The organism is Streptomyces sp. NPDC015130, assembly GCF_043080005.1.
In the GTDB taxonomy this organism is placed as follows: domain Bacteria; phylum Actinomycetota; class Actinomycetes; order Streptomycetales; family Streptomycetaceae; genus Streptomyces.
On record NZ_JBIBVC010000020.1, the window covers coordinates 63296 to 85432 of the forward strand.

At 72.9% G+C, this 22137-nt stretch carries 19 protein-coding genes; 14 read left to right on the top strand and 5 right to left on the bottom strand.

Annotated elements, in window-relative coordinates:
• Nucleotides 1–268 precede the first annotated feature (268 nt).
• The 8 genes from ACF08F_RS32115 to ACF08F_RS32150 all read left to right on the top strand — a co-directional run bounded on the left by ACF08F_RS32115 (nucleotide 269) and on the right by ACF08F_RS32150 (nucleotide 8871).
• The gene (locus ACF08F_RS32115; RefSeq protein ID WP_392302038.1) at nucleotides 269–1117 is read left to right on the top strand and encodes an amino acid ABC transporter permease; all 849 of its coding nucleotides are present in this window, start codon (nucleotides 269–271) and stop codon (nucleotides 1115–1117) included.
• A complete protein-coding gene (locus ACF08F_RS32120) occupies nucleotides 1114–2952 on the top strand; it encodes an FAD/NAD(P)-binding protein (protein WP_392302039.1) in 1839 nt (612 codons plus the stop codon). Before ACF08F_RS32115 ends, ACF08F_RS32120 begins: the two co-directional genes overlap by 4 nt.
• Nucleotides 2953–3074: 122 nt before the next feature.
• On the top strand, nucleotides 3075–3998 hold the full coding sequence (locus tag ACF08F_RS32125; RefSeq protein WP_392302040.1) for an amino acid ABC transporter permease: 924 nt from the start codon (nucleotides 3075–3077) through the stop codon (nucleotides 3996–3998).
• The gene (locus ACF08F_RS32130) at nucleotides 3995–4816 is read left to right on the top strand and encodes an amino acid ABC transporter ATP-binding protein (protein WP_392302041.1); all 822 of its coding nucleotides are present in this window, start codon (nucleotides 3995–3997) and stop codon (nucleotides 4814–4816) included. The genes ACF08F_RS32125 and ACF08F_RS32130 overlap by 4 nt, the downstream gene beginning before the upstream one ends.
• Before the next feature lie 62 nt (nucleotides 4817–4878).
• Nucleotides 4879–5853: an ABC transporter substrate-binding protein gene (locus tag ACF08F_RS32135; RefSeq protein WP_392302042.1), complete on the top strand. Its 975-nt coding sequence runs from the start codon at nucleotides 4879–4881 to the stop codon at nucleotides 5851–5853.
• A 50-nt stretch (nucleotides 5854–5903) separates the two neighbouring features.
• On the top strand, nucleotides 5904–6692 hold the full coding sequence (locus ACF08F_RS32140; protein WP_392302043.1) for a DUF1684 domain-containing protein: 789 nt from the start codon (nucleotides 5904–5906) through the stop codon (nucleotides 6690–6692).
• Between the two features lie 208 nt (nucleotides 6693–6900).
• On the top strand, nucleotides 6901–7803 hold the full coding sequence (locus ACF08F_RS32145) for a S1 family peptidase (protein ID WP_392302044.1): 903 nt from the start codon (nucleotides 6901–6903) through the stop codon (nucleotides 7801–7803).
• 147 nt (nucleotides 7804–7950) lie between these two features.
• Nucleotides 7951–8871 carry a S1 family peptidase gene (locus tag ACF08F_RS32150; protein ID WP_392302045.1) on the top strand — a complete coding sequence of 307 codons (921 nt, stop codon included), beginning with the start codon at nucleotides 7951–7953 and terminating at the stop codon, nucleotides 8869–8871.
• 93 nt (nucleotides 8872–8964) lie between these two features.
• Here ACF08F_RS32150 and ACF08F_RS32155 read toward each other — a convergent pair whose 3' ends face one another.
• On the bottom strand, nucleotides 8965–9906 hold the full coding sequence (locus ACF08F_RS32155; RefSeq protein WP_392302046.1) for a GNAT family N-acetyltransferase: 942 nt from the start codon (nucleotides 9904–9906) through the stop codon (nucleotides 8965–8967).
• Between the two features lie 94 nt (nucleotides 9907–10000).
• Nucleotides 10001–11050 carry a DUF3533 domain-containing protein gene (locus ACF08F_RS32160; RefSeq protein WP_392302047.1) on the bottom strand — a complete coding sequence of 350 codons (1050 nt, stop codon included), beginning with the start codon at nucleotides 11048–11050 and terminating at the stop codon, nucleotides 10001–10003.
• A 149-nt stretch (nucleotides 11051–11199) separates the two neighbouring features.
• Between ACF08F_RS32160 and ACF08F_RS32165 the strand changes: the two genes are divergently transcribed.
• The 4 genes from ACF08F_RS32165 to ACF08F_RS32180 all read left to right on the top strand — a co-directional run bounded on the left by ACF08F_RS32165 (nucleotide 11200) and on the right by ACF08F_RS32180 (nucleotide 17881).
• A complete protein-coding gene (locus ACF08F_RS32165; protein ID WP_392302048.1) occupies nucleotides 11200–14760 on the top strand; it encodes a DNA polymerase III subunit alpha in 3561 nt (1186 codons plus the stop codon).
• A complete protein-coding gene (locus ACF08F_RS32170; RefSeq protein ID WP_392302049.1) occupies nucleotides 14757–15746 on the top strand; it encodes a hypothetical protein in 990 nt (329 codons plus the stop codon). Before ACF08F_RS32165 ends, ACF08F_RS32170 begins: the two co-directional genes overlap by 4 nt.
• A 180-nt stretch (nucleotides 15747–15926) precedes the next feature.
• A complete protein-coding gene (locus ACF08F_RS32175) occupies nucleotides 15927–16820 on the top strand; it encodes an esterase/lipase family protein (protein WP_392302050.1) in 894 nt (297 codons plus the stop codon).
• 308 nt (nucleotides 16821–17128) lie between these two features.
• Nucleotides 17129–17881: a D-Ala-D-Ala carboxypeptidase family metallohydrolase gene (locus ACF08F_RS32180; protein ID WP_392302051.1), complete on the top strand. Its 753-nt coding sequence runs from the start codon at nucleotides 17129–17131 to the stop codon at nucleotides 17879–17881.
• A gap of 57 nt (nucleotides 17882–17938) precedes the next feature.
• On the opposite strand, the gene ACF08F_RS32185 is transcribed toward ACF08F_RS32180, so the two are convergent.
• The 3 genes from ACF08F_RS32185 to ACF08F_RS32195 form a co-directional block, all read right to left on the bottom strand.
• Nucleotides 17939–19000: a lytic polysaccharide monooxygenase gene (locus ACF08F_RS32185; RefSeq protein WP_392302052.1), complete on the bottom strand. Its 1062-nt coding sequence runs from the start codon at nucleotides 18998–19000 to the stop codon at nucleotides 17939–17941.
• Nucleotides 19001–19162: 162 nt separating this feature from the next.
• Nucleotides 19163–19537 (bottom strand): hypothetical protein, encoded by a 375-nt coding sequence (locus tag ACF08F_RS32190; RefSeq protein ID WP_392302053.1) that lies wholly within the window; start codon nucleotides 19535–19537, stop codon nucleotides 19163–19165.
• Between the two features lie 159 nt (nucleotides 19538–19696).
• Nucleotides 19697–20365: a response regulator gene (locus ACF08F_RS32195; protein WP_392302054.1), complete on the bottom strand. Its 669-nt coding sequence runs from the start codon at nucleotides 20363–20365 to the stop codon at nucleotides 19697–19699.
• Between the two features lie 133 nt (nucleotides 20366–20498).
• On the opposite strand from ACF08F_RS32195, the gene ACF08F_RS32200 reads away from it, so the two are divergent.
• Entirely contained in the window at nucleotides 20499–21482 is a 984-nt protein-coding gene (locus tag ACF08F_RS32200) for a Bug family tripartite tricarboxylate transporter substrate binding protein (RefSeq protein WP_392302055.1), read from the top strand.
• 125 nt (nucleotides 21483–21607) lie between these two features.
• Complete coding sequence (locus ACF08F_RS32205) at nucleotides 21608–22135, top strand: tripartite tricarboxylate transporter TctB family protein (protein WP_392302126.1); 528 nt, start codon at nucleotides 21608–21610, stop codon at nucleotides 22133–22135.
• The last annotated feature ends 2 nt before the right edge of the window (nucleotides 22136–22137 follow it).

The following is a 22137-nucleotide window of genomic DNA, read 5'->3' on the forward strand; positions in this document are numbered from 1 at the left end:
AGGAAGAGGACCACACGCGACCGAAGTCGATGTGGGAGCGCGTGACCAGCTGCTGCTGCGGATGCATGGCCCCAGTGGAACAGGCATCCGTTTCCGCGTCAACCAGGATGAGACGCGCGGCTCAGCTTGTGGACACCCTTGACAGCAGGGCGTGTTGACCGCATAGCCTCGAAGGGCGGAATCGGGCTGAGGGGCCCGGATCCGTGCTCTGTGCGTGTGAAGGCGCACCCCGTGTTCGATCCGCCTCTGGCATCCACGGAGCCTTCGCATGTCCGCGACCCTCGTCAAGACCCCTTCCACGGCGCCGCCCACGGGACCGCCGCCACGCGTCGTCCCCACCCGCCGTGCCGGCCAGTGGACCGCCGCGACCGTCGTCCTCGTCCTCCTCGGCCTCGGCCTCGTCTCGGTCGTCCGCAACAAGGCCTTCCAATGGGACGTCGTCGCCCAGTACTTCACCTCCGCGTCCGTCCTGCGCGGCCTCGGCCTCACCCTGTGGCTGACCGCCCTCGTCATGGCCCTGGGCTTCGCCCTCGGTACCCTGCTCGCGGTCTTCCGGCTGTCCGCCAACCCCGTTCTCCGCGCGGTAAGTTGGGGCTACAAGTGGTTCTTCCGGTCCACGCCGATCCTGGTCCAGCTGCTGTTCTGGTTCAACATCGGCGTGCTCTACCCGACCGTCCTCGGCGTGAACACGGTCAACCTCCTCGGCCCGGTCGCCGTCGCCGTCATCGGCCTCACCCTGCACGAGGCCGCGTACGCCGCCGAGGTCGTGCGCGGCGGCATCCTCTCCGTCGACCGCGGCCAGATCGAGGCCGCCCAGTCCCTCGGCCTCGGCCGTCGGCGCCGGCTCACCCGGATCGTGCTGCCCCAGGCGATGCGCTCGATCGTCCCGCCCGCCGGGAACATGCTGATCGGCACCCTCAAGGGCACCTCGATCGTCTCCGTCATCGCCGTCCAGGACCTGCTCTACTCGACCCAGCTCATCTACCACCGCACGTACGAGGTCGTCCCGCTCCTCCTCGTCGCCACCCTCTGGTACGTCGCCGTCACCTCGGTCCTCAGCCTCGGACAGCACTACGTCGAGCGGTACTACGCCCGCGGCACGGGCGGTGCCCGATGAGCACCCGCCCGACGGGCCCCCGCCCCTCGATCGTCGTCGTGGGCGCCGGGCCGCGCGGCACCGGCTTCCTCGAACGGCTCGCCGCCAGCCTGCCCGAGCTGTACGGCGACGAGCCCCTCGACATCCACCTCGTCGACCCGCACCCGCCCGGCCCCGGCCGGATCTGGCGCACCGAACAGTCCCCGCTGCTCTGGATGAACTCCCAGGCCGAGGACGTCACCATGTTCACCGACGAGACCGTGCGGCTCGACGGGCCCGTCCGGCCGGGACCCACCCTCGCCGACTGGGCCGACATCGAGGGCCGCACCTTCCCCACCCGCCCCCAGCAGGGCGCCTACCTGCGCTGGGTGTACGAGCGGGCCCTCGCCGCCCTGCCCGCCTCCGTCACCGTCCACGAGCACCGCACCAGCGCGCTGCGCGTCGGCGGACCCCGCGAGGGACGCCAGCGGGTCTGGCTGGAGGCCGGTACCGAGCCCCTCCTCGCCGACCTCGTCGTCCTCACCGTCGGCCACCTCGGCGCCGAACCCGACCCGGAACAGCGGGAGCTCGCCGCCTTCGCGGCCCGCCACCGGCTCGTCCACCTCCCGCCCGACTTCACCGCGGACACCGATCTCTCCGCGCTGCCCGCGGGCGAGCCCGTCCTGGTCCGCGGCTTCGGCCTCGCCTTCGTCGACCTGATGGTGCTCCTGACCGAGGGCCGCGGCGGACGGTACGAGGGCGAGGGCGACGACCTCGTCTACGTACCCTCCGGCCGGGAGCCCGTGCTGCACGTCGGATCGCGGCGAGGCGTCCCGTACCACTCGAAGATCGGGTACGTCCTCGACGGCGAACGGCCCCCGCTGCCCCGGTTCTTCGGGGAGGAGCAGACCGACGCCCTGCTCGCCCGGACCGGGCCGCTCGACTTCCGGCGCGACGTGTGGCCGCTCGTCGACAAGGAGCTCGGCTGGGCCCACTACCACCGCCTCTTCTCCACCCACCCCGAACGGACCGCCCTCGCCTGGAGCGACTTCGAGCGCGCCTACGCGGCCGCCCCGCCGCGCGGGGCCGAGATCGCCGCGCTCGTCGCCGCCGCCGTGCCCGACCCCGCCGACCGGCTCGACCTCGACGGCCTCGACCACCCCCTCGACGGGGTCCGCTTCGGCTCGGCCGAGGAGCTCCAGGACGGTCTGCGCGCCTACGTCACCGAGGACCTGGCCCGCCGCCACGACGCCGCCCGCAGCCCCGACGCCGCCGTCTTCGCCGGGCTGCTCTCCGTCTACGCACAGCTCCTCAGGCTCGGCGAGCGCGTCGACACCGGCGGCTGGTGGCACGGCTTCTTCAGCTACCTCGCCTCCGGCCCGCCCGGCCCCCGGCTGCGGCAGCTCCTCGCGCTCTCCCGCACCGGCGTGGTCCGGTTCCTCGGCCCTCAGGTGACCGTCGAGACCGACGAGGAGCGCGGGGTCTTCCGGGCCGCGTCCGCCGCGGTGCCGGGGGAGTGGACCGAGGCGCGCGCCCTCGTCGAGGCCCGGCTGCCCGACCCCACCCTGGAACTCACCGACAGCCCGCTGCTGCGCGCCCTGTACGAGGACGGGGCCCGGGCCACCGCCAGCGGCCTGCTCGTCGTCGACCCCGCCGACGCCAGGATCCTGGAGCACGACGGACGCCCGCACCCGCGCCGCTTCGCGCTCGGCCCGCACACCACCGCCCGGGCCGGCGGGGCCTTCACCCGGCCCCGTACCGGCGGGATCGCCTTCGGGCAGAACGACGTCGCAGCACGGGCCGCCCTGACCTTCCTGCGGGACGAGGGCGACCGGGCCGACCGGAGCTGTCGCCACCCCGCCTCGCTGAGCGCCTGAACGCGCTTCCCCGCCGCAGCCGGGCTCCCGCCGCCGCTTCCGGCCCGGCCTCCGCTGCCGGCCCCGGCCCCCGACCGCCTGCTCCCGCTCCTCGTCTCCCGACCCGTTCCCGAGGTACCGCCATGGCTCTCACCAGCGATCCGCCCTCCGCCGTCCCCCTCACCGAAGAACCGGAAGCCGCCACCGCCACCCCGTCCGCCGCCGCGAGCTCCTCGGCATCCGCCGGCCTCGTGGTCGTCCCCGTCCGCCACCCCTGGCGCTGGGTGGCCGTGGCCGCCACCGCCGTCCTGCTCGTGCAGTTCGCCCACGGGCTCGTCACCAACCCCGGCTGGGAGTGGGACGTCTTCGTCGCGTTCTTCAGCACCGAGACGATCCTGCGGGCCGTCTGGGTCACCCTCCAGCTCACCTTCTACGGCACGGCACTCGGCTTCGCGATCGGCATCGTGCTGGCCTTCATGCGCCTCTCGGCCAACCCGTTCCTGCGGTCGGTCGCCTTCTCCTACATCTGGGCCTTCCGCTCCATCCCGCTCATCGTCCAGCTGCTCTTCTGGTTCAACCTCGCCTATCTCTACAAGGAGTTGAGCATCGGCATCCCCTTCGGGCCGAGCTTCTTCTCCTTCGACACGATGGGCCTCGTCGGTGAGATGAGCGCCGCCGTCCTCGGCCTCGCCCTGCACCAGGCGGCCTATGCCGCGGAGATCGTCCGGGGCGGCGTACTCGCCGTGGACGAGGGCCAGTCGGAGGCGGCGGCCTCCCTCGGCATCCCGCGGCTCCGGCAGCTGCGGCGGATCGTGCTGCCGCAGGCGATGCGCTCGATCCTGCCCAACGCCGCCAACGAGATCATCTCGCTCTTCAAGGGCACCTCGATCGTCTCGGTCATGGCGATCGGCGAACTCTTCTACCAGGTGCAGGTCGTCTACGGCCGCAACGGACGGGTCGTCCCGCTCCTGATGGTCGCCACCGCCTGGTACGTCCTGCTCACCACCGCGCTCTCCGTCGTCCAGCACTACGTCGAACGCCACTACGCGAAGGGGAGCGCCCGATGAGCTCCGCCAGCACCGTCTCCGACCCCGCCACCGACCCCGCAACCGGCCCCGAGGCGGCCACCGCCAAGGTCGAGATCCGTTCCGTCCACAAGAACTTCGGCCCGCTCCAGGTCCTGCGCGGCATCGACCTCGACGTCCGGGCCGGCGAGGTCACCGTCGTCCTCGGCCCCTCGGGCTCCGGCAAGTCGACCCTCCTGCGGACCATCAACCACCTGGAGAAGGTCGACAGCGGCACGGTCAGCGTCGACGGCACCCTCGTCGGCTACCGCCGCTCCGGGAACAAGCTCTACGAGCTGCGGGAGCGCGACATCCTCAAGCAGCGCACCCGGATCGGCTTCGTCTTCCAGAACTTCCACCTCTTCCCGCACCTGACCGTCCTGGAGAACATCGTCGAGGCGCCCGTCTCGGCCCTGAAGCGCCCCCGCAAGGACGCCGAAGCCGCCGCCCGGAAGCTCCTCGACCGCGTCGGACTCGCCGACAAGGCGGAGGCGTACCCCAAGCAGCTCTCCGGCGGACAGCAGCAGCGGGTCGCCATCGCCCGCGCACTCGCCCTGGAGCCGGGGCTGCTGCTCTTCGACGAACCGACCTCCGCGCTCGACCCCGAGCTGGTCGGCGAGGTCCTCGACGTCATCAAGGACCTGGCCGCCTCCGGCACCACCATGATCGTCGTCACCCACGAGATCGGCTTCGCCCGCGAGGTCGCCGACACCGTGGTCTTCATGGACGAGGGCCGGATCGTCGAGCAGGGCCCGCCGGGCGAGGTGCTGGACGCCCCGCGCCACGAGCGCACCCGCGCCTTCCTCTCCAAGGTCCTCTGACCCCCCCCCGCACCCCCGCGCAAGCCCGTACATCCGCACACCCACACGCACAGGAGCACGTCATGAAGTCCCGCCGCACCGTCCTCGCCGCCCTCGCCTCGCTCACCGCCCTCGGGCTCCTCACCGCCTGCGGCTCGGGGGAGGCCGCCACCACCGAGATCAAGCCCGAGGGGCAGAAGGGGAACGGCATCAACATCGGCCCCGACCAGAAGCGCGTCCACACGGCCAAGGTCGACGCCATCGCCGCGCAGCTGCCCGAGGCCGTCCGCAAGAGAGGCACCCTCGTCATCGGCGTCTCGGCGAACAGCAGCCCGCCGCTCGCCTTCCGCGCCACGGACGACAAGACGCTGATCGGGGCCGAGCTCGACCTCGCGACCCTGGTCGCCGACACCCTCGGTCTGAAGCCCGAGTTCGACCCGGTCTCCTGGGAGAACCTCTTCGTCGGCCTCGACAGCGGCAAGTACGACGCCGTCTTCTCCAACGTCACCGTGACCGAGGAGCGCAAGGACAAGTACGACTTCGCCACCTACCGCCTCGACGACCTGGCCTTCGAGGCGAAGAAGGGCTCCGGCTGGACGGTGAAGGGCCCCGAGGACGTGGCGGGGAAGAAGATCGCCGTCGGCTCCGGCACCAACCAGGAGAAGATCCTCGTCGAGTGGTCGGCGCTGAACGAGAAGGCGGGCCGCAAGGGCGTCGACATCACGTACTTCCAGAACACCAGCGACTACTACCTGGCCCTCCAGTCCGGCCGGATCGACGGCTACCTCGGCCCCAACCCCGTCGTCGCCTACCACGTGGCCTCGGCCGGGGAGACCGAGGTCGCGGGGAAGTTCTCCGGCGCGGGCGCCGATCTCCAGGGCAAGATCGCGGCCACCACGAAGAAGGGCAGCGGCCTCGTCGCCGCCTACGCGGCGGCCGTCGACCACATCGTCCAGAACGGCACCTACGCCGAGGTGCTGAAGCGCTGGGGGCTGGGCAGCGAGGCGGTGCAGAAGTCGGAGATCAACCCGCCGGGCCTGCCCCGCACCAAGAACTGACCCACGGCGCGCCACGGGCTTCGTGAGCCCGTATGGAAAGGTGGAACACCATGAGCACGGATCCCCAGCAGGACTGGCAGCACTGGCACGAGCAGCGCGAGGCGGCGGTCTCCTCCTCGTACGGCCCGCTCTCCCTCACGGGCACGCACTGGCTCGCGGATCACCCGGAGGGTCGAATTCCGGCCGTTCCCGGTGTGTGGCGGGAGGACGGCGACGAGGTGGTCCTGACGGCGGACGCGGAGGACGCGGTCACCGTCGACGGGAAGCCCTTCGTCGGCACCGTGCGGCTCACCGCCGACCACCCGCCGATCCACGAGTCCCGGGTCGAGTCGGACGGCCGGCGGCTCGTGGTCCTGCGGCGCGAAGGGCTCTGGGCCGTACGGGACTTCGACCCCGGTTCGGGGGCGCGCGCAGCCTTCGCGGGCATCGAGGCCACCCCGTACGACGAGCGCTGGGTGGTGCCCGGCGTCTTCCGTCCGTACGAGGAGACGCGCAGCGTGCGGGTCGAGAACGCCGACGGGCGGGAGCGCGGTCTCGGGCTCGCCGGGGAGCTGGCCTTCGACCTGCACGGCGGCGAGCACACCCTCCAGGTGGCCGTCGAGGACGACGGCTCGCTGTGGGCGGTCTTCGCCGACGCCACCAGCGGCCGGGACAGCTACCGCTTCCGCTTCCTGCGGCCCGAGGCGCCGGCGGCGGACGGTTCGGTGACGGTGGACTTCAACCGGGCGCTCCTGCCGCCGTGCGCCTTCGCCGACCACTTCATCTGCCCGTTCCCGCCGCCGGGCAACACGCTCGACACCGCGGTACCGGCGGGGGAGCGGCGGCTGAACCCCTCCTGACCCTCCTGACCAGGTCATTCCGCGCGAAGTGCGGTGAGCGGGCGCCCCCGGCCACGACGGCCGGGGGCGCTCCGTGCGTTCCGCGGTCTTGTGCGTCCGCTCCGCGCGCGTCACCATCGCTCACGGTGCATGTCAGGAACACGTCACCTGACGGCGCCTCACGGGCCCGCCATCCACGGGCCCCTCCGCTTTTCCCAGAAGGAGAACTGTGAGGAGCACTGTGAGGAACACCCGCACCCGCACCGACGCCCGCACCCGTACCGGCGTCCGCACCCGGCTGGTCGCCCTCGTCGCCGGCATCGGCGCCGTGACGGCCCTGGGGCTTCCCGGCGCCCAGGCCGCCCCCGCCCCCGGCCCGGCCGGAGCCGCCCAGCTCGCCCGTGCCGACGCGGCCGTCGACGCCGCCGGGGTCGGCGGCACCGCCTGGTACGTGGACAGAGCCTCGGGCCGGGTCGTCGTCACCGCCGACTCCACCGTCACCGAGGCGGGGATCGCGAAGATCCGCGCGGCGGCCGGCGCCGACGCCGGGGCCCTCCGCGTCCAGCGCACCTCCGGCGTCTTCACGCCCCTGCTCGGCGCGGGCGACGCCATCTACGGCAGCGGCTACCGCTGTTCGCTCGGCTTCAACGTGCGCAGCGGCAGCACGTACTACCTCCTCACCGCCGGCCACTGCGGCAACGTCGTGAACACCTGGTACACCAACTCGGCGCAGTCCACCCTGATCGGCGCCACCGTGGGCTCCAGCTTCCCCGGCAACGACTACGCGCTGGTCCGCTACGACAACGCCTCGCTCGGCCACACCGGAGGCTTCACCGCCGCCGACGCCTACGTGGGCGAGCCGGTCAAGCGCTCCGGCTCCACCACGGGCACCCGCAGCGGCACGGTCACGGGCCTCGACGCCACCGTCCGCTACTCCGGCGGCGGCACCGTCCGCGGCATGATCCAGACCAACGTCTGCGCCGAGCCCGGAGACTCCGGCGGCGCCCTCTACGACGGCACCAAGGCGCTCGGCATCACCTCCGGCGGCAGCGGCAACTGCTCCACCGGCGGGACGACCTTCTACCAGCCGGTGCCGGAGGCCCTCGCCAAGTACAAGGTCAGCCTCTACTGAGCCCGTTGAGGTCCGTACGGCCGAAAGGCGCCCTTGCGGCGTGAAGTCGTACGGTCCGAAACTCCCCCACAGCGCAGGCCCCTGGCCGCGCCTCACGGGCCCGGCACCCCACGGCGGGCCCCCGATTCCCCTCTGGAGGAACGAGAAGTGAGGACCACGCGCACCACCCCCACCACCCCCGCCACCCCCGCCGCCCCCAAGAGAACCGTCCGGACGCTCGCCGTCGCGGCCGGTCTCGCCGCCGTCGCGGCGCTGGCCGTCCCCACCGCGAGCGCCGGCACGGCCCAGACCTTCGGAGCCGAACGGCTGACGGCGGCGAGCGACGCCGTGCTCGCCGCCGACGTGGCCGGAACCGCCTGGCACGTCGACAGCGCCTCCGGCGCGGTCGTCGTCACCGCCGACTCCACGGTCTCCGCCGCCGAGATCGCGAGGATCAAGCGGCAGGCCGGGGCGAACGCCGGCGCGATCCGCGTCGAGCGGACCCCCGGCAGGTTCACCAAGCTGATCTCCGGCGGCGACGCGACCTACGCCGACGCCGGCTGGCGCTGCTCCCTGGGCTTCAACGTCCGCGACAGCGCGGGCGCGTACTACTTCCTCACCGCCGGTCACTGCACCGACGGCGCGGGCACCTGGTACTCCAACTCCTCGCGGTCGACCGTCCTCGGCTCCACCGCCGGGTCGAGCTTCCCGGTCAACGACTACGGCATCGTCCGCTACACCAACGGCTCGGTCACCAAGTCCGGCACCGTCGGCAGCGTGGACATCACCAGCGCCGCCAACGCGACGGTCGGCATGTCGGTCACCCGCCGGGGCTCCACGACCGGCACCCACAGCGGCTCGGTGACCGGCCTCAACGCCACCGTGAACTACGGCGGCGGGGACATCGTCTACGGCATGATCCGCACGAACGTCTGCGCCGAGCCGGGCGACTCCGGCGGCCCGCTCTACTCCGGCAGCCGGGCGATCGGCCTCACCTCGGGCGGCAGCGGCAACTGCTCCTCGGGCGGGACGACCTTCTTCCAGCCGGTGACGGAGGCACTGAGCGCGTACGGGGTCAGCGTCTACTAGGCAGCGCGCGGGACACACCCCGGAGTCCCTTTGTGCACGTGTCCACAGAGGGACTCCGGCCCGATGGCCGGGGGCGGCCCGGTTCCGTGCGGCTCAGAGTGTGCGGGCGAACTCCAGCCGGTCGGCGAAGTTCACGTACCCGGCCCGCTCGAAGGCCCTGGCCATCGCCACGTTCGCGGCGTCGCAGTCCCCGCGGATCTCCGTGGCCCCGGCGGCGGTCAGGACGCGCGTGCCCCGGACCACGACGGAGGTGGCGTACCCCTTGCCGCGGTGGGCGGGCGCGACGCCGACGAAACCGATCACCGGAACGCTCGGGTTCTCGGCGGGGAGGCTGATCACGGCGGCGGTGCCGTCCGCGTCGTAGCCGAGCTCCCACCACTCGGGCTCGTGCTTCAGCTCGGCCGTCTCCTCGAAGAGCAGCTCGGCCGCGCGGCGGGCGCCGTGCCGCTGTACGTCGGCCGCGAGCCGGGCGTCGGCGGTGTCGGCGAGCAGCTCGGCGAGGACCGCGACGAAGGGCTCGGGGCCGAGCTCGGCCAGCGAGCGGAAGGTCAGCCGGGGGTCCTCGGCGGGCAGCCCGTCCGGGGTGCCGGGAGTGCGGAGGCCGAAGCGGCGGCCGTCGCGGATGACGCCGAAACCGGACGCCCGCAGCAGCTCGCCCCGGCGCTCCGGGTTCCGCTGGTACTGGGGGGCCTGGGCGGGGGAGTCGACGACGTGTTCGAGCTCCGTCGCGCCCAGCTCCCGGGCCGCGGCGGCCGCCGCGTCGAGCAGGGCGGCCCCGGTCTCCGGCGAGTCCTCCGGCGCCTCGAACAGCACGAAGGCGAGCGGTACCTCGTGCTCCGGTACGGTCCACAGCACCACGCTGCCGGTGAGCCGTCCGTCGCCGTCCTCGGCGACCAGACACCACTCGGGCCGGGTGCACGTGCTGTCGAGGAGCTGGGTGAGGTACGCGCGGGTGGCGGCGTTGCGCTCCGGGTCGTCGGGGTGTTCGACCAGGGCGGGGAGTTCGTCGGGGCGGGCGGGGCGGACGAATGTCACGGAGAACCTTGTCGTTCGGGGACCGGTCGGTGATGCCCCGTGAAGGTAATGGTTCGACGGGCCGGTGGACCAAGGGTTTTGGGCCGCCCGCGGCTCAGCGGGCCCCGGCCCCGCCCGCGGTGTCGAGCTCCGTGGCGATCGGCTCCCCCTCCGGCTCGCGCTTCAGCGAGGACATCACCAGGGTGACGACGGAGCCGACGACCGCCCAGGCCGCGAGGACCAGCATGGAGACGGTCATGTCGTTGCCCTTGAAGTACGCGATCGAGCGCGCCGCCCAGGTGCCCGCGCCCGGCGGCAGCCACGGGCCGATCGCCTGCCAGAACGGCGGCAGCATCGGCAGCGGGAAGGCGCCGCCCGCGCTCGGGTTGCCCGCGACCACGATGAGGAGGATCGCCAGGCCGATGCCGACGATCCCGAAGACGGACTGCAGGGCGAGCGTGGCGGCGCCGACGGCGAAGACGACCAGGGTGCCCAGGCCCCACAGGGCCGCGACGCTGCCGGGCAGCGCGCCCAGGACCGGGCCGACGATGATCGCGCCGCCCAGCCCGCCGAGGGCCGCGTAGAGCGCGAGGACGCCGAGCCGGATGATCGCCCGTTCCCGGTTGGCCGGGCGTGAACCGGCGCTGATCGCCAGGATCGCGGCGCAGATGTAGCCGCCGACGCACCAGCCGATGACCAGGTAGAAGGCGGAGAGTCCGTTGAAGTCCTGGGAGGAGGAGGGGGCCACGTCGACGGTGCGCACGAGACGCTGGTTGTCCGCCTCCAGCTCCGTGATCATCGCCTGCAGGGTCGCGGAGAGCACCTTGCCGCCGCCGGAGGCGACGAGCAGGGTGTCGGTGCGGCCGCGCGGGTCGACGAGGAGGGCCCCGTCGACGTCCCGGTTCATGATCTGGTCCCGCGCCTCGGCCTCGTCCGGGAGCGCACGGGGGTCGAGGGGGTCGCCCGGCAGCTTCTCCAGCCGGTCCGTGAGGACGGTCGCGGCCTGCCCGGGGGCGACCACGCCGAAGGGGACGTCCGTGGGCCTCGGGTTGTGCAGGGCCCCGACGTACGAGGTGATGAACAGCAGCTGGAGGGCGAAGACACCGACGACGAGCAGGGCGGCTCGGGGGGTGACGGCGCTTTTCAGTTCATCGACGAGGCTCATGCCCCCCAGGCTCCGGGGGAGGCGGTGTTTCCGCAGGTGGGGCAGGTCTGAACGAGTTATCGTACGGATGTTCGAAAGTAGGCTACGCTGGGGTTCAGGGGGTGGGAACGTACGTACGAATTCGATGCGGGAAGTGCGGGAGGTGCGCCATGCCGGGATTCACGCACCTGCACGCCGCGTCGGGCTACTCCCTGCGCTACGGTGCCTCGCACCCCGAACGGCTGGCCGCGCGCGCTGCCGAGCGGGGCATGGACGCCCTCGCCCTGACCGACCGCGACACCCTCTCCGGCGCGGTCCGCTTCGCGAAGGCGTGCGCCAAGGAGGGCGTCCGCCCCCTGTTCGGCGTGGACCTCGCCCATGAGGCGCCGGAGCCGGCGGCACACGACACGGGGCAGGGCTCCGCCCGCCGGGTGCCCGTGCGCGGCGGCGCCTTCGTCGACGAGTCCGCCCCCCGCGCCCTCTTCCTCGCCCGCTCCCGCGCCGGCTGGGCCTCCCTCTGCGCCATGATCACCGCCGCCCACGCGGGGAGTGGCGCGGGTGGTGCGGGCGTGGCGAGTGGGAGTGGCGTGGGTGCGGGCGTGACGGGTGGGCAGCCCCTGCTGCCCTGGGCCGCCGGGCACGACGAGGGGCTGTTCGTGCTCCTCGGCCCCGCGTCCGACGTCGGACGCGCCCTCGCCGCGGGCCGCCCCGACCGGGCCGCCCGGCTCCTCGCCCCCTGGCGCGAACGGTACGGCGACGCGCTGCGCCTGGAGGTCGTCCACCACGGCCGCACCGGCACCGGCCCCGGCTCCCTGCGGCTCGCCGCCCGTACCGTCGGCTTCGCCGCCGAACAGGGCGTCCCGCCCGTCCTCACCAACGCCGTCCGCTACGCGGACCCCGGCCTCGGGCCCGTCGCCGACGTCCTCGACTCCGCCCGCCGCCTCGTCCCCGTCGACCCCCGCAAGGAGCTCGACAGCGGAGAGGCCTGGCTCAAGGGCACCGAGGGCACCGGCGGCATGCCGGCCGCCGCCGAGCTGGTCGTCGAGGCGGCCGGCTTCCGCCGGGACGCCGCCCACCGGCTGCTCGACCGGACGGCGGAGGTCGCCGCCGACTGCCTGGTCGACCCCGAGGACGACCTCGGCATCGGCTCCGCGCACTTCCCGGAGCCGTACCTCGTCGGCGCCGAGCACCGCACGGCCCAGCGCGTCCTCGCCTCCCGGGCCGCCGCCGGCATGGTCCTCAAGGGGTACGAGAAGCGCCGCGCCTACTGGGACCGGATGCACCGCGAGCTGGACGTCATCGCCCACCACGGCTTCGCCACCTACTTCCTGACGGTCGCCCAGGTCGTCGACGACGTCCGGGGCATGGGGATCCGGGTCGCCGCCCGAGGCTCCGGCGCCGGCTCCCTCGTCAACCACCTCCTCGGCATCGCCCACGCCGACCCGGTCGAGCACGGCCTGCTCATGGAGCGCTTCCTGTCCAAGCGCCGCACCGTCCTGCCCGACATCGACGTCGACGTCGAGTCCGCCCGCCGTCTGGAGGTCTACCGGGCGATCATCGGCCGCTTCGGCACCGAGCGGGTCGCCACCGTCTCCATGCCCGAGACCTACCGGGTCCGGCACGCGGTACGGGACGTCGGCGCGGCCCTCTCCCTCGATCCGGCCGAGACCGACCGGATCGCCAAGGCCTTCCCGCACATCCGAGCCCGGGACGCGCTCGCCGCCCTCGACGAACTGCCCGAGCTGCGCGAACTCGCGGGGGAGCGCGACAGGTTCGGCAGGCTCTGGGAGCTGGTCGAGGCGCTCGACGCACTGCCGCGCGGCATCGCCATGCACCCCTGCGGGGTACTGCTCTCGGATGCCTCGCTGCTCAGCCGCACCCCCGTGGTGCCGACGAGCGGCGAGGGGTTCCCCATGTCGCAGTTCGACAAGGAGGACGTGGAGGACCTCGGGCTGCTCAAGCTCGACGTCCTCGGTGTGCGCATGCAGTCCGCGATGGCCCACGCCGTCGCCGAGGTCGAGCGCGCCACGGGCGCCCGCCCGGACATCGACGCGATCCCGGAGGGCGACCCCGAGACGTACCGGCTCATCCGCTCCACCGAGACCCTCGGCTGCTTCCAGATCGAGTCCCCGGGCCAGCGCGACCTCGTCGGCCGGCTCCAGCCCGCCACCTTCCACGACCTCGTCGTCGACATCTCGCTCTTCCGCCCCGGGCCGGTCGCCGCCGACATGGTCCGCCCCTTCATCGAGGCCCGGCACGGCCGCGCCCCCGTCCGCTACCCGCATCCCGACCTGGAGGGACCGCTGAAGGAGACGTACGGCGTGGTCGTCTTCCACGAGCAGATCATCGAGATCGTCCGGATCATGACCGGCTGCCGCCGCGACGAGGCCGACCAGGTGCGGCGCGGGCTCTCGGACCCCGGCTCGCAGGGCCGGATCAAGGCCTGGTTCGCCCGGGAGGCCTCGGCGCGCGGATACGAGGACGAGGTCGTCGCCCGTACCTGGGAGATCGTGGAGGCCTTCGGCTCGTACGGCTTCTGCAAGGCGCACGCGGTGGCCTTCGCCGTGCCGACGTACCAGTCGGCCTGGCTCAAGGCGCACCACCCGGCGGCCTTCTACGCGGGGCTGCTCACCCACGACCCCGGCATGTACCCCAAGCGGCTGCTGCTCGCGGACGCGCGGCGGCGCGGGGTTCCGGTGCTGCCGCTGGACGTGAACCGCTCGGCGGTCGCCCACTGTATCGAACTGGTGTCCGAAGACCCGGTGGTGTGGGGCCTCCGGCTCGGACTCGCCGACGTCCACGGCATCGGCGAGACCGAGAGCGCCCGCATCGAGGCCGGACAGCCCTACGCCTCCCTGCTCGACTTCTGGGAGCGGGCCCGACCGCGCACCCCCGTCGCCGAACGCCTCGCCCAGGTCGGCGCGTTGGACGCCTTCGGCGCCAACCGCCGCGACCTGCTGCTCCATCTGACCGAACTCCGGCGCATCCACCGGGGAGCCGCCTCCCACGGCGGCCAGCTCCCGCTCGCCCAGGGCGGGAGGACCGCCCCCGTCGGCCTCCCCGACCTCGACGACACCGAACGCCTCAGCGCCGAGCTCGGCATCCTCGGCATGGACACCTCCCGCCACCTCATGGACGACCACCACGCCTTCCTCCGCGAACTCGGCGTCGTCTCCGCCCAGCGCCTGCGCGACACCCCCCACGGCCGGACCGTCCTGGTCGCGGGCGCCAAGGCCGCCACCCAGACCCCGCCCATCCGCTCCGGGAAACGGGTCATCTTCAGCACGCTCGACGACGGTACGGGCCTGGTCGACCTCGCCTTCTTCGACGACGCCCACGAGCGCTGCGCCCACACCGTCTTCCACTCCTGGCTGCTCCTCGTCCGGGGCGTCGTGCAGCGGCGCGGCCCGCGCAGCCTCAGCGTGGTCGGCTCGGCCGCCTGGAACCTCGCCGAACTCGTCGAACTGCGGGCGTCCGGCGGCCTGGACGCGGTGGGGGCACGGCTCGCCGAACCGGGACCGAACGGCGGGGCCGGCGGAAACGGCGGGAGCGGCGGCAACGGTGGCAACGGCGACTCCGCGCCCGCCGGGGGCCGCGGCGACTCCGGCCGCCGCATCACGATGCCCACCGGCTACGAGATGAACCCCTGGGCCGACCTCCGGCCCGCCGGGGAGGGCGTCGTCGCACCGGCGCGCAAACTCTGGCACAGCAGCCCGGGGAGCGCCGGATGATCCTCTGCGTACGCTTCCGCCTCGAATCGATGGGGGAAGCCCTGCTCCCGCAACTGGTCGAACTCCTCGGCGAGTTCACCCCGACCGTCGAGGCCGCCCCGCCCGCCGAGCTGCTCGCCGACGTGCGCGGCGCGCTGCGCTACTTCGGCTGGAGCCCCGCCGAACTCGCCTCGGTGATCCGGGTCAGGGCGCTCGCCCTGTACGGCGTCGACTGCGTCATCGGCGCCGGGCCCAACCCCATGCTGGCCCGGACGGCGGCCCGCGAGGCCCGCCCCGGCGTCACCCTCGTCGTCGAGGACCCGGCCGCCTTCCTGCGCGACCGGCCGGTCGTCACGCTCGACGGCGTCGGCCGCGCCACCGCCCGTACCCTCTGCGGCTACGGACTCGACTCCGTCGGCCGGGTCGCCGACGCACCGCTCGGCGTGCTCCAGCGGCTCGTCGGCGCGAAGACCGGCCGTGAGCTGTGGGAACGGGCCCGGGGCATCGACCGCACCCCCGTCGTCCCGAACGCGGTCTCCCTCCCCCACAGCTCAACGCGTGGGGGGACCCCCATGGCTGCCGCCGAACGCTCCTTCCCGCACGACGAGATCGACCGTACGGAACACCGCAAGGCCCTCCTCTCGCTCGCCACCGAGCTCGGCGCCCGGCTCCGCGCGGAACGGCAGGTGTGCCGCTCGCTCGCGGTCACCGTGCGGTACGCCGACCGCAGCACCACGACCCGGAGCCGTACCCTGCCCGAACCGACCGCCCACTCGGCGGCGCTCACCGCCCTCGCGTACGCCGTCCACGACTCCTTCGGCCTCCAGCGGGCCAGGGTCCGGGGGATCGCGCTGCGCGCCGAGGGCCTGACGGACGCCGAGGGAGCCGCCCACCAGCTGTCCCTCGACCCGACGGACGAGAAGACCCGGCGGATCGAGGCGGTGGCGGACCGGGCACGGGCGAAGTTCGGCCCGAGAGCGGTGCTGCCGGGCTCACTCGCGGCCTGATCACCCTTTCGTGCGCACTCCTTGACGACACCTCACTTTTTACCGACGCGTAACTTCCCAGTCGAGGCTACCGATGCGTAGCTTGGCTGAAGCGCATCCCCACCGCGCATCCCCACTTGTGGTCCGGGCCGCAGGGCACAGCACCCCCACTTTCCCCTTGAGCCGCAAGGAGAACGCCCGATGCTGCCCTGGAAAACCCGCACGTCGACGCCCTGGAAGCACGCCGTCAGAGCGCTGTCCGTCCTGCTCCTGGCCGCCACCGCCACCCTCGCGCCGACCGCCACCGCCTCGGCCCGGAGCGAGACCGCCACCACCAGCCGTGGCTGGAACGACTACTCCTGCAAGCCCTCCGCCGCCCACCCGCGCCCGGTCGTCCTCGTCCACGGCACCTTCGGGAACTCCGTCGACAACTGGCTCGTCCTCGCGCCCTACCTGGTGAACCGCGGCTACTGCGTCTTCTCGCTCGACTACGGCCAGCTGCCGAACGTGCCGTTCTTCCACGGCCTCGGCCCCATCGCGAAGTCCGCCGAGCAGCTCGACGCGTACGTCGACCGGGTCCTCGCCGCGACCGGCGCCCCCGAGGTGGACCTCGTCGGGCACTCGCAGGGCGGCATGATGCCCCGCTGGTACCTCAAGTTCCTCGGCGGGGCCGAGAAGGTGAACGCGCTTGTCGGGATCGCCCCCGACAACCACGGCACCACCCTCCTCGGCCTCACCAAGCTCCTGCCGTACTTCCCCGGCGCCGAGGACCTGATCAAGGCCAACACCCCGGGCCTCGCCGACCAGATCGCCGGCTCGCCGTTCATCACCCAGCTCAACGAGGGCGGCGACACCGTGCCCGGCGTCCGCTACCACGTCATCGCGACCCGGTACGACGAGGTCGTCACGCCGTACCGCTCGCAGTTCCTGAGCGGCCCGAACGTCACCAACGTCCTGATCCAGGACAAGTGTGCGCTCGACCTGTCCGAGCACGTGGCGATCGGCACGGTGGACCGGGTCACCTTCCACGAGGTCGCCAACGCCCTCGACCCGGCTCGCGCGACCCCGACCACCTGCCTGTCCGTCATCGGCTAGGGCGTGTTGCGAAAGTAGCGCCGGCCGCCCGAAGGGCGGGCCCGACGGCGTCTGGTGCGTGCGATCGCAAGGCGGAGGGTCACCCCGATACTGGATGTATCGGGGTGATCCCGACAACGCGGCGAGCGTGCGTGCCGGGCGCCGTCGGGCAGGCGGGACTTTCGCAACACGCCCTAGCGCAGGTCCCGTCATTGGGCCGACAAATGACGCTCGTCGGATGTGGTTGACGCGCGTCGACGCGGCGGCCAGTCTCGGGGGTGGCCCGACATCACGGGTCACCCCCGGTCCTGTGAGGCAATGGAGGCTCGATGCCCCGACGCACCGCACGCTCCCCGTTCGTCCGCCTTCTTCTCTCGATTGTCATGCTCATGGCTTCCGTGGTGGGCGGGGTGCTGGCCACCGCCGGCACCGCCCACGCGGACGGCTGCTACACCTGGTCGCGCACCCTCTCCGAGGGATCCTCCGGCTCCGATGTGACGGAGCTGCAGATCCGCGTGGCCGGCTACCCCGGTTACGGCGGGGTCCTCGCGATCGACGGAGCCTACGGCCCCGGGACCGCCGCGGCCGTCAAGCGCTTCCAGGCCGCCTACGGACTGGCCGCCGACGGCGTCGCGGGCCCCGCGACCTTCAGCAAGATCTACAGCCTCCAGGACGACGACTGCACGCCGATCCACTTCTCCTACGCCGAGCTGAACGACTGCAACACCACCTGGGCGGGCGGCGCCGTGAGCGCGACCACCGCCAAGGCCAACGCGCTGCGCACCATGTGGAAGCTGGAGGCCCTCCGCCACGCGCTCGGCGACCAGTCGATCCGGGTCACCAGCGGGTTCCGCAGCCAGGCCTGCAACGACGCGGTCGGCGGAGCCTCGTCCAGCCGGCACCTGTACGGCGACGCCGCCGACCTCGGCTCAGGACCCCACTCGCTGTGCCGCCTCGCCCAGCAGGCCCGCAACCACGGCTTCAACGGCATCCTCGGGCCCGGCTATCCCGGACACGGCGACCACACCCACGTCGACCACCGCGCCGGCCGCTTCTGGTCCGCGTCCAGCTGCGGCATCTGACACGACCGGCGCCGGCGCCCGGCCCCGGACCCTGGGCCCTGCGCCGGCGCCCGGCTCCTACCCCTGGGTCCGGCGTCGGCGGGCGGCCCCGAAGAGCACGGACGCGCCGAGCGCGAGCACGGCGGCGCCACCGATCGCGAGGTACGGGGTGGTGGCGTCACCGCCGGTCTCGGCCAGCTCCACCCCCGAACCCGAACCGGCGTCGGGAGCCGGCGCGTTGGGCTCGGTGCTCTCGCCGGCCGGCTTCGTGGCCGCGGCGGTCCCGGCCGGCGCGGCGGCCTCCGTCTCCTCGGCGGCCTCCGTCGGCTCGGCGGCCGGCGCCGTGGTCGGGGCGGCCGTCGCGGGCGCGGGCGCCGTCGCCCCGGCCCCGGTCGACGCGTCGTGGTCCCCGTGCCCGCCGTGCTCGACGGACGACTCGTCCTTGCCGTCCTCGATCTGGTCGTCGGTCGGAGCGGAGGCGGTCGGCGCCGGGGTCGTACCGCCGCCGCTGTCCGCCCCGAACACCACGTCCGAGCAGGTGTAGAACGCCTCGGGGGAGTCGGAACGCTGCCAGATCGAGTAGATCAGATGACGGCCGGACTTCTTCGGCACCGTCCCCTGGAAGACGTAGTCGCCGCTCTCCATCCGCGGGTCGGTCACCGTCGCGAACGGCTTCGCCTCCAGGTCCGCCCAGGTCAGCGGCTTCGACGGGTCGTACCCGTCCTTCGTCACGTACAGCTCGAACGAGCCCCGGTGCGGCGCCGTCCCCTTGTAGCGGAACGTGTGCGCCCCGGACTCCAGCTTGCTCGCGGGCCAGTCGCTCCGCGCCAGGTCGAGCCCCCGGTACTTGTCGTTGCCCGCGCTGCACAGCTTGCCGTCCGGGATCAGCTCCCGGTGCTTCCCGGCGGCGTTGGCGATGTTCACCGCGTTCCAGTCGTAGAACGCCTGCGTCCCGCTCGCCGCCACCGCCGCCTTGCACGCCGCCGACCGGGGCGACTCGGGCCCCTCCGCGTAACAGGCCGACACCCGGCTCACCGGATCCGTCATCGACCCGTGCGCGAACGCGGACCCGGAGGCCAGCCCGGAGAGTGCCAGCACAGCGGAGGCGGCCACGGCCGCGGTCGTACGGCGAGAGGTCATGGGGGGACAGCTCCTTCACGAGGGTGTGGGGGGTCGGCTAGGAAACTAGCCCCCCGGAACCGCGAAAAAGCCCGTGGAGAGCGGCAGATGACGATCCTTAGGATCGCTTTAAGGCAGGCGTAAGAGGCGGCTGAGGAACCGCCCCCGGTTGCGCGCCGGGGCTCAGAGGGTTCCTGCCACGTCGCAGCTCGTCCAGTCGCCCGACTGGCTCGGGGGCACGTAGCACTGCGCGGCCCGGGTCACGTACGTGCGGCTGGGGGTGTCGTACTGGACGCCGTAGATGACGACGGTCCCCTTCCACCACCAACCACCCACGGAGGTCCAGTAGTTGGGGCTGTTGATCAAATCGGTGCAGACCCAGGAGTCGCCCTGGTTGTAGCCGCACACCCTGATCTGGTCGGAATAGCGCGTCGAAACGGAGACCTGCTGGCCGTTGGTGCCGGCGGCGGCGGGTCCGGCGGCGGTGATCAGTGCGGCTCCGGACAGAACCGCGGCGGCGGCGACGGTTCCGGCGCGGCCGACGAGCGTCTTCAGCATGGAGTGAACGGCCTTTCGTGACAGGGGCGCCGGGGCTGGTCCGCGACCGGCAGTCGGAACCCTAGGGGGGATGGCCGCCGCGCGGCCGTCCCAGCCCTCCCAGGGACGTCCCGTCCGTGTCCCGACACCTCCTGCCTCCGAAATCTCTGACTCAGGCCACTACGGCAGCCGTCGGTAGCGCCGCTCCGGGCGGCCCGTCCCCCCGTAGCGCAGGGTGATCTCCGCGCGGCCCGTCTGGGCGAAGTACTCCAGGTAGCGGCGGGCGCTCACCCGGGACAGGGCGCCGGCCTCCGCGCATTCCGTCGCCGAGAGGCCGTCCGGGTGGGCGCGGAGGATCGAGTCGACCAGGTCGGCCGTGTGGGCGGCGAGGCCCTTCGGGAGTTCGCGGGAGCCCCGGGGGCGGGTGCCGAAGATCTGGTCCACGTCCTCCTGGCGGGCCTCGTCGAGGTCGTCGAGGCGGGTCCGCAGCGAGGCCACGTGGCGGAGCTGCTCGTGCAGGGCCGCCTGGCTGAACGGCTTGATCAGGTAGTGCAGCGCACCGGCGCGGAGCGCCGAGCGGATCGTGCCGACGTCCCGGGCGGCGGTGATGAAGAGCGCGTCCATGCCCAGCCCCGCCGCCCGCAGCTCCCGCAGCACGCGGATGCCGTCCATGTCCGGCAGGAAGACGTCGAGGAGCACGAGGTCGGGGCGGAGCCGCTCGGCCGCGCGCAGCGCCTCGGCGCCGCTGTGCGCGACCCCGGACACGGTGAAGCCCTCCACCGCCGACACATAGCGGCAGTGCAGCTTGGCGACCATGAAGTCGTCGTCCACCACCAGCACATTCGTCACGCCGACACGCTAGGTCGCGACCACAACGACCACAACGTCCATTGATTGCGGAAGAGAGACAGCTTCTTCACGTACGTGCAACATGTGGGCCACCTCACACCCCCATTTCCCTCCTACCTGAGAGGCGGCACACGTGCGTCTGCGCACCCCCCTCGCTCTCCTCGGGTCTGCGCTGCTGGTCCTCGTGGGTCCGCCGCTGCTCACCACGGGCAGCGGCTCCGACACCGGCACGCAGATACCGGGACTGCGCTTCATGGTCCCCAACACCCCGGGCGGCGGATACGACATCACCGCCCGCACCGCCGCGAAGAACGCCGAGGAAGCCGGCCTCACCGGCGACATCGAGGTCTTCAACCTGCCCGGCGCGGGCGGCACCGTCGGCCTCACCCGGCTCGTCGGCGAACGCGGCAACGGCCGCCTCGCCATGTCCATGGGTCTCGGCGTCGTCGGCGCCGTCCACACCAACAAGACCCCGCGGACCCTCGCCGACACCACCCCGATCGCCCGGCTCACCGAGGAGCAGGACATCGTGGTGGTCGGCAAGGACTCCCCGTACAAGACCATCCAGGAGCTGCTCACCGCCTGGAAGAAGGACCCCGGCAAGCTCCCCGTGGGCGGTGGCTCCTCGCCCGGCGGGCCCGACCACCTCGCCCCGATGCTCATGGCCCAGGCCGCCGGGATCGCGCCCAAGGACGTCAACTACGTCCCCTTCGACGGCGGCGGCGAACTCCTCGCCTCCATCCTCGGAAACAAGGTCGGCTTCGGCGTCTCCGGCGTCGGCGAGTACCTCGACCAGATCAAGGCGGGCGAGCTGCGCCTCCTCGCCGTCACCGGCCCGAAGCGGGTCCCCGGTCTCGACGCCCCCACGCTCCGCGAGGCCGGCCTCGACACCGAGTTCACCAACTGGCGCGGCATCGTCGCCCCGCCCGGCCTCTCCGACGCCGAGCGCGAGAAGCTCGTCGGGCTCGTGACGAGGCTCCACGACTCGCCGCAGTGGCGCGAGTCCCTGAAGACCCACGGCTGGAACGACGCCTTCCTGCCCGGCGAGGAGTTCGGCGCCTTCCTGAACGCGCAGGACGAGCGGGTCGGCACCGTCCTCAAGGAGCTCGGCCTGTGAACGCGAACCCGAACCCGAACCCGAAGCCGGACACGAACCCGAAGCCGGACACGAACCCGAAGCCGGATGCGGAGCCGGCGGCGGACCCGAAGGCCGATGTGAAGACGGCGTCCGCCCCGAGGCCGGTGGTGAAGCCGACGTCCGACCCGAAGCCGTCCGTGCGGAGCTGGCTGCGCGAGCGCTCCGAGCTCGGCGTCGGCGTCCTCCTCTTCCTCCTCGGCGTCCTCGTCCTCACCGACGCCCTCACCCTCGACACCGACGTCACCGGCCGCGGCCCCGTCGGCCCCGCCACCGTCCCCCTCGTCGTCGGCTGCGGCCTGCTCGTCGTCGCCGTCCTCCTCACCGTCGACGTCCTGCGCGGCGGCCGAGGCGAGGCCGAGGGCGGCGAGGACGTCGACCTGACCGAGCCCGCCGACTGGCGGACGGTCCTGCTCCTCGCCGGGGTCTTCCTCTCCTTCGCCGTGCTCATCGGCCCCCTCGGCTTCCCCGTCGCCGGCGCCCTCCTCTTCTGGGGAGCGGCCTACGCCCTCGGCAGCCGCCACCTCCACCGCGACCCGCTGATCGCGGCCGCCCTCTCCCTGTTCACCTACGCGGTCTTCGACAAGCTGCTCGGCGTCCCGCTGCCCGGCGGCCCGCTGATGGGAGTGATCTGAAC

Bases quoted from the DNA above. Each gene is read 5' to 3' on its own strand.
- ACF08F_RS32115 (WP_392302038.1), top strand. From the start codon at position 269: ATGTCCGCGACCCTCGTCAAGACCCCTTCCACGGCGCCGCCCACGGGA.
- ACF08F_RS32120 (WP_392302039.1), top strand. From the start codon at position 1,114: ATGAGCACCCGCCCGACGGGCCCCCGCCCCTCGATCGTCGTCGTGGGC.
- ACF08F_RS32125 (WP_392302040.1), top strand. From the start codon at position 3,075: ATGGCTCTCACCAGCGATCCGCCCTCCGCCGTCCCCCTCACCGAAGAA.
- ACF08F_RS32130 (WP_392302041.1), top strand. From the start codon at position 3,995: ATGAGCTCCGCCAGCACCGTCTCCGACCCCGCCACCGACCCCGCAACC.
- ACF08F_RS32135 (WP_392302042.1), top strand. From the start codon at position 4,879: ATGAAGTCCCGCCGCACCGTCCTCGCCGCCCTCGCCTCGCTCACCGCC.
- ACF08F_RS32140 (WP_392302043.1), top strand. From the start codon at position 5,904: ATGAGCACGGATCCCCAGCAGGACTGGCAGCACTGGCACGAGCAGCGC.
- ACF08F_RS32160 (WP_392302047.1), bottom strand. From the start codon at position 11,050: ATGAGCCTCGTCGATGAACTGAAAAGCGCCGTCACCCCCCGAGCCGCC.
- ACF08F_RS32165 (WP_392302048.1), top strand. From the start codon at position 11,200: ATGCCGGGATTCACGCACCTGCACGCCGCGTCGGGCTACTCCCTGCGC.
- ACF08F_RS32170 (WP_392302049.1), top strand. From the start codon at position 14,757: ATGATCCTCTGCGTACGCTTCCGCCTCGAATCGATGGGGGAAGCCCTG.
- ACF08F_RS32175 (WP_392302050.1), top strand. From the start codon at position 15,927: ATGCTGCCCTGGAAAACCCGCACGTCGACGCCCTGGAAGCACGCCGTC.
- ACF08F_RS32180 (WP_392302051.1), top strand. From the start codon at position 17,129: ATGCCCCGACGCACCGCACGCTCCCCGTTCGTCCGCCTTCTTCTCTCG.
- ACF08F_RS32185 (WP_392302052.1), bottom strand. From the start codon at position 19,000: ATGACCTCTCGCCGTACGACCGCGGCCGTGGCCGCCTCCGCTGTGCTG.
- ACF08F_RS32190 (WP_392302053.1), bottom strand. From the start codon at position 19,537: ATGCTGAAGACGCTCGTCGGCCGCGCCGGAACCGTCGCCGCCGCCGCG.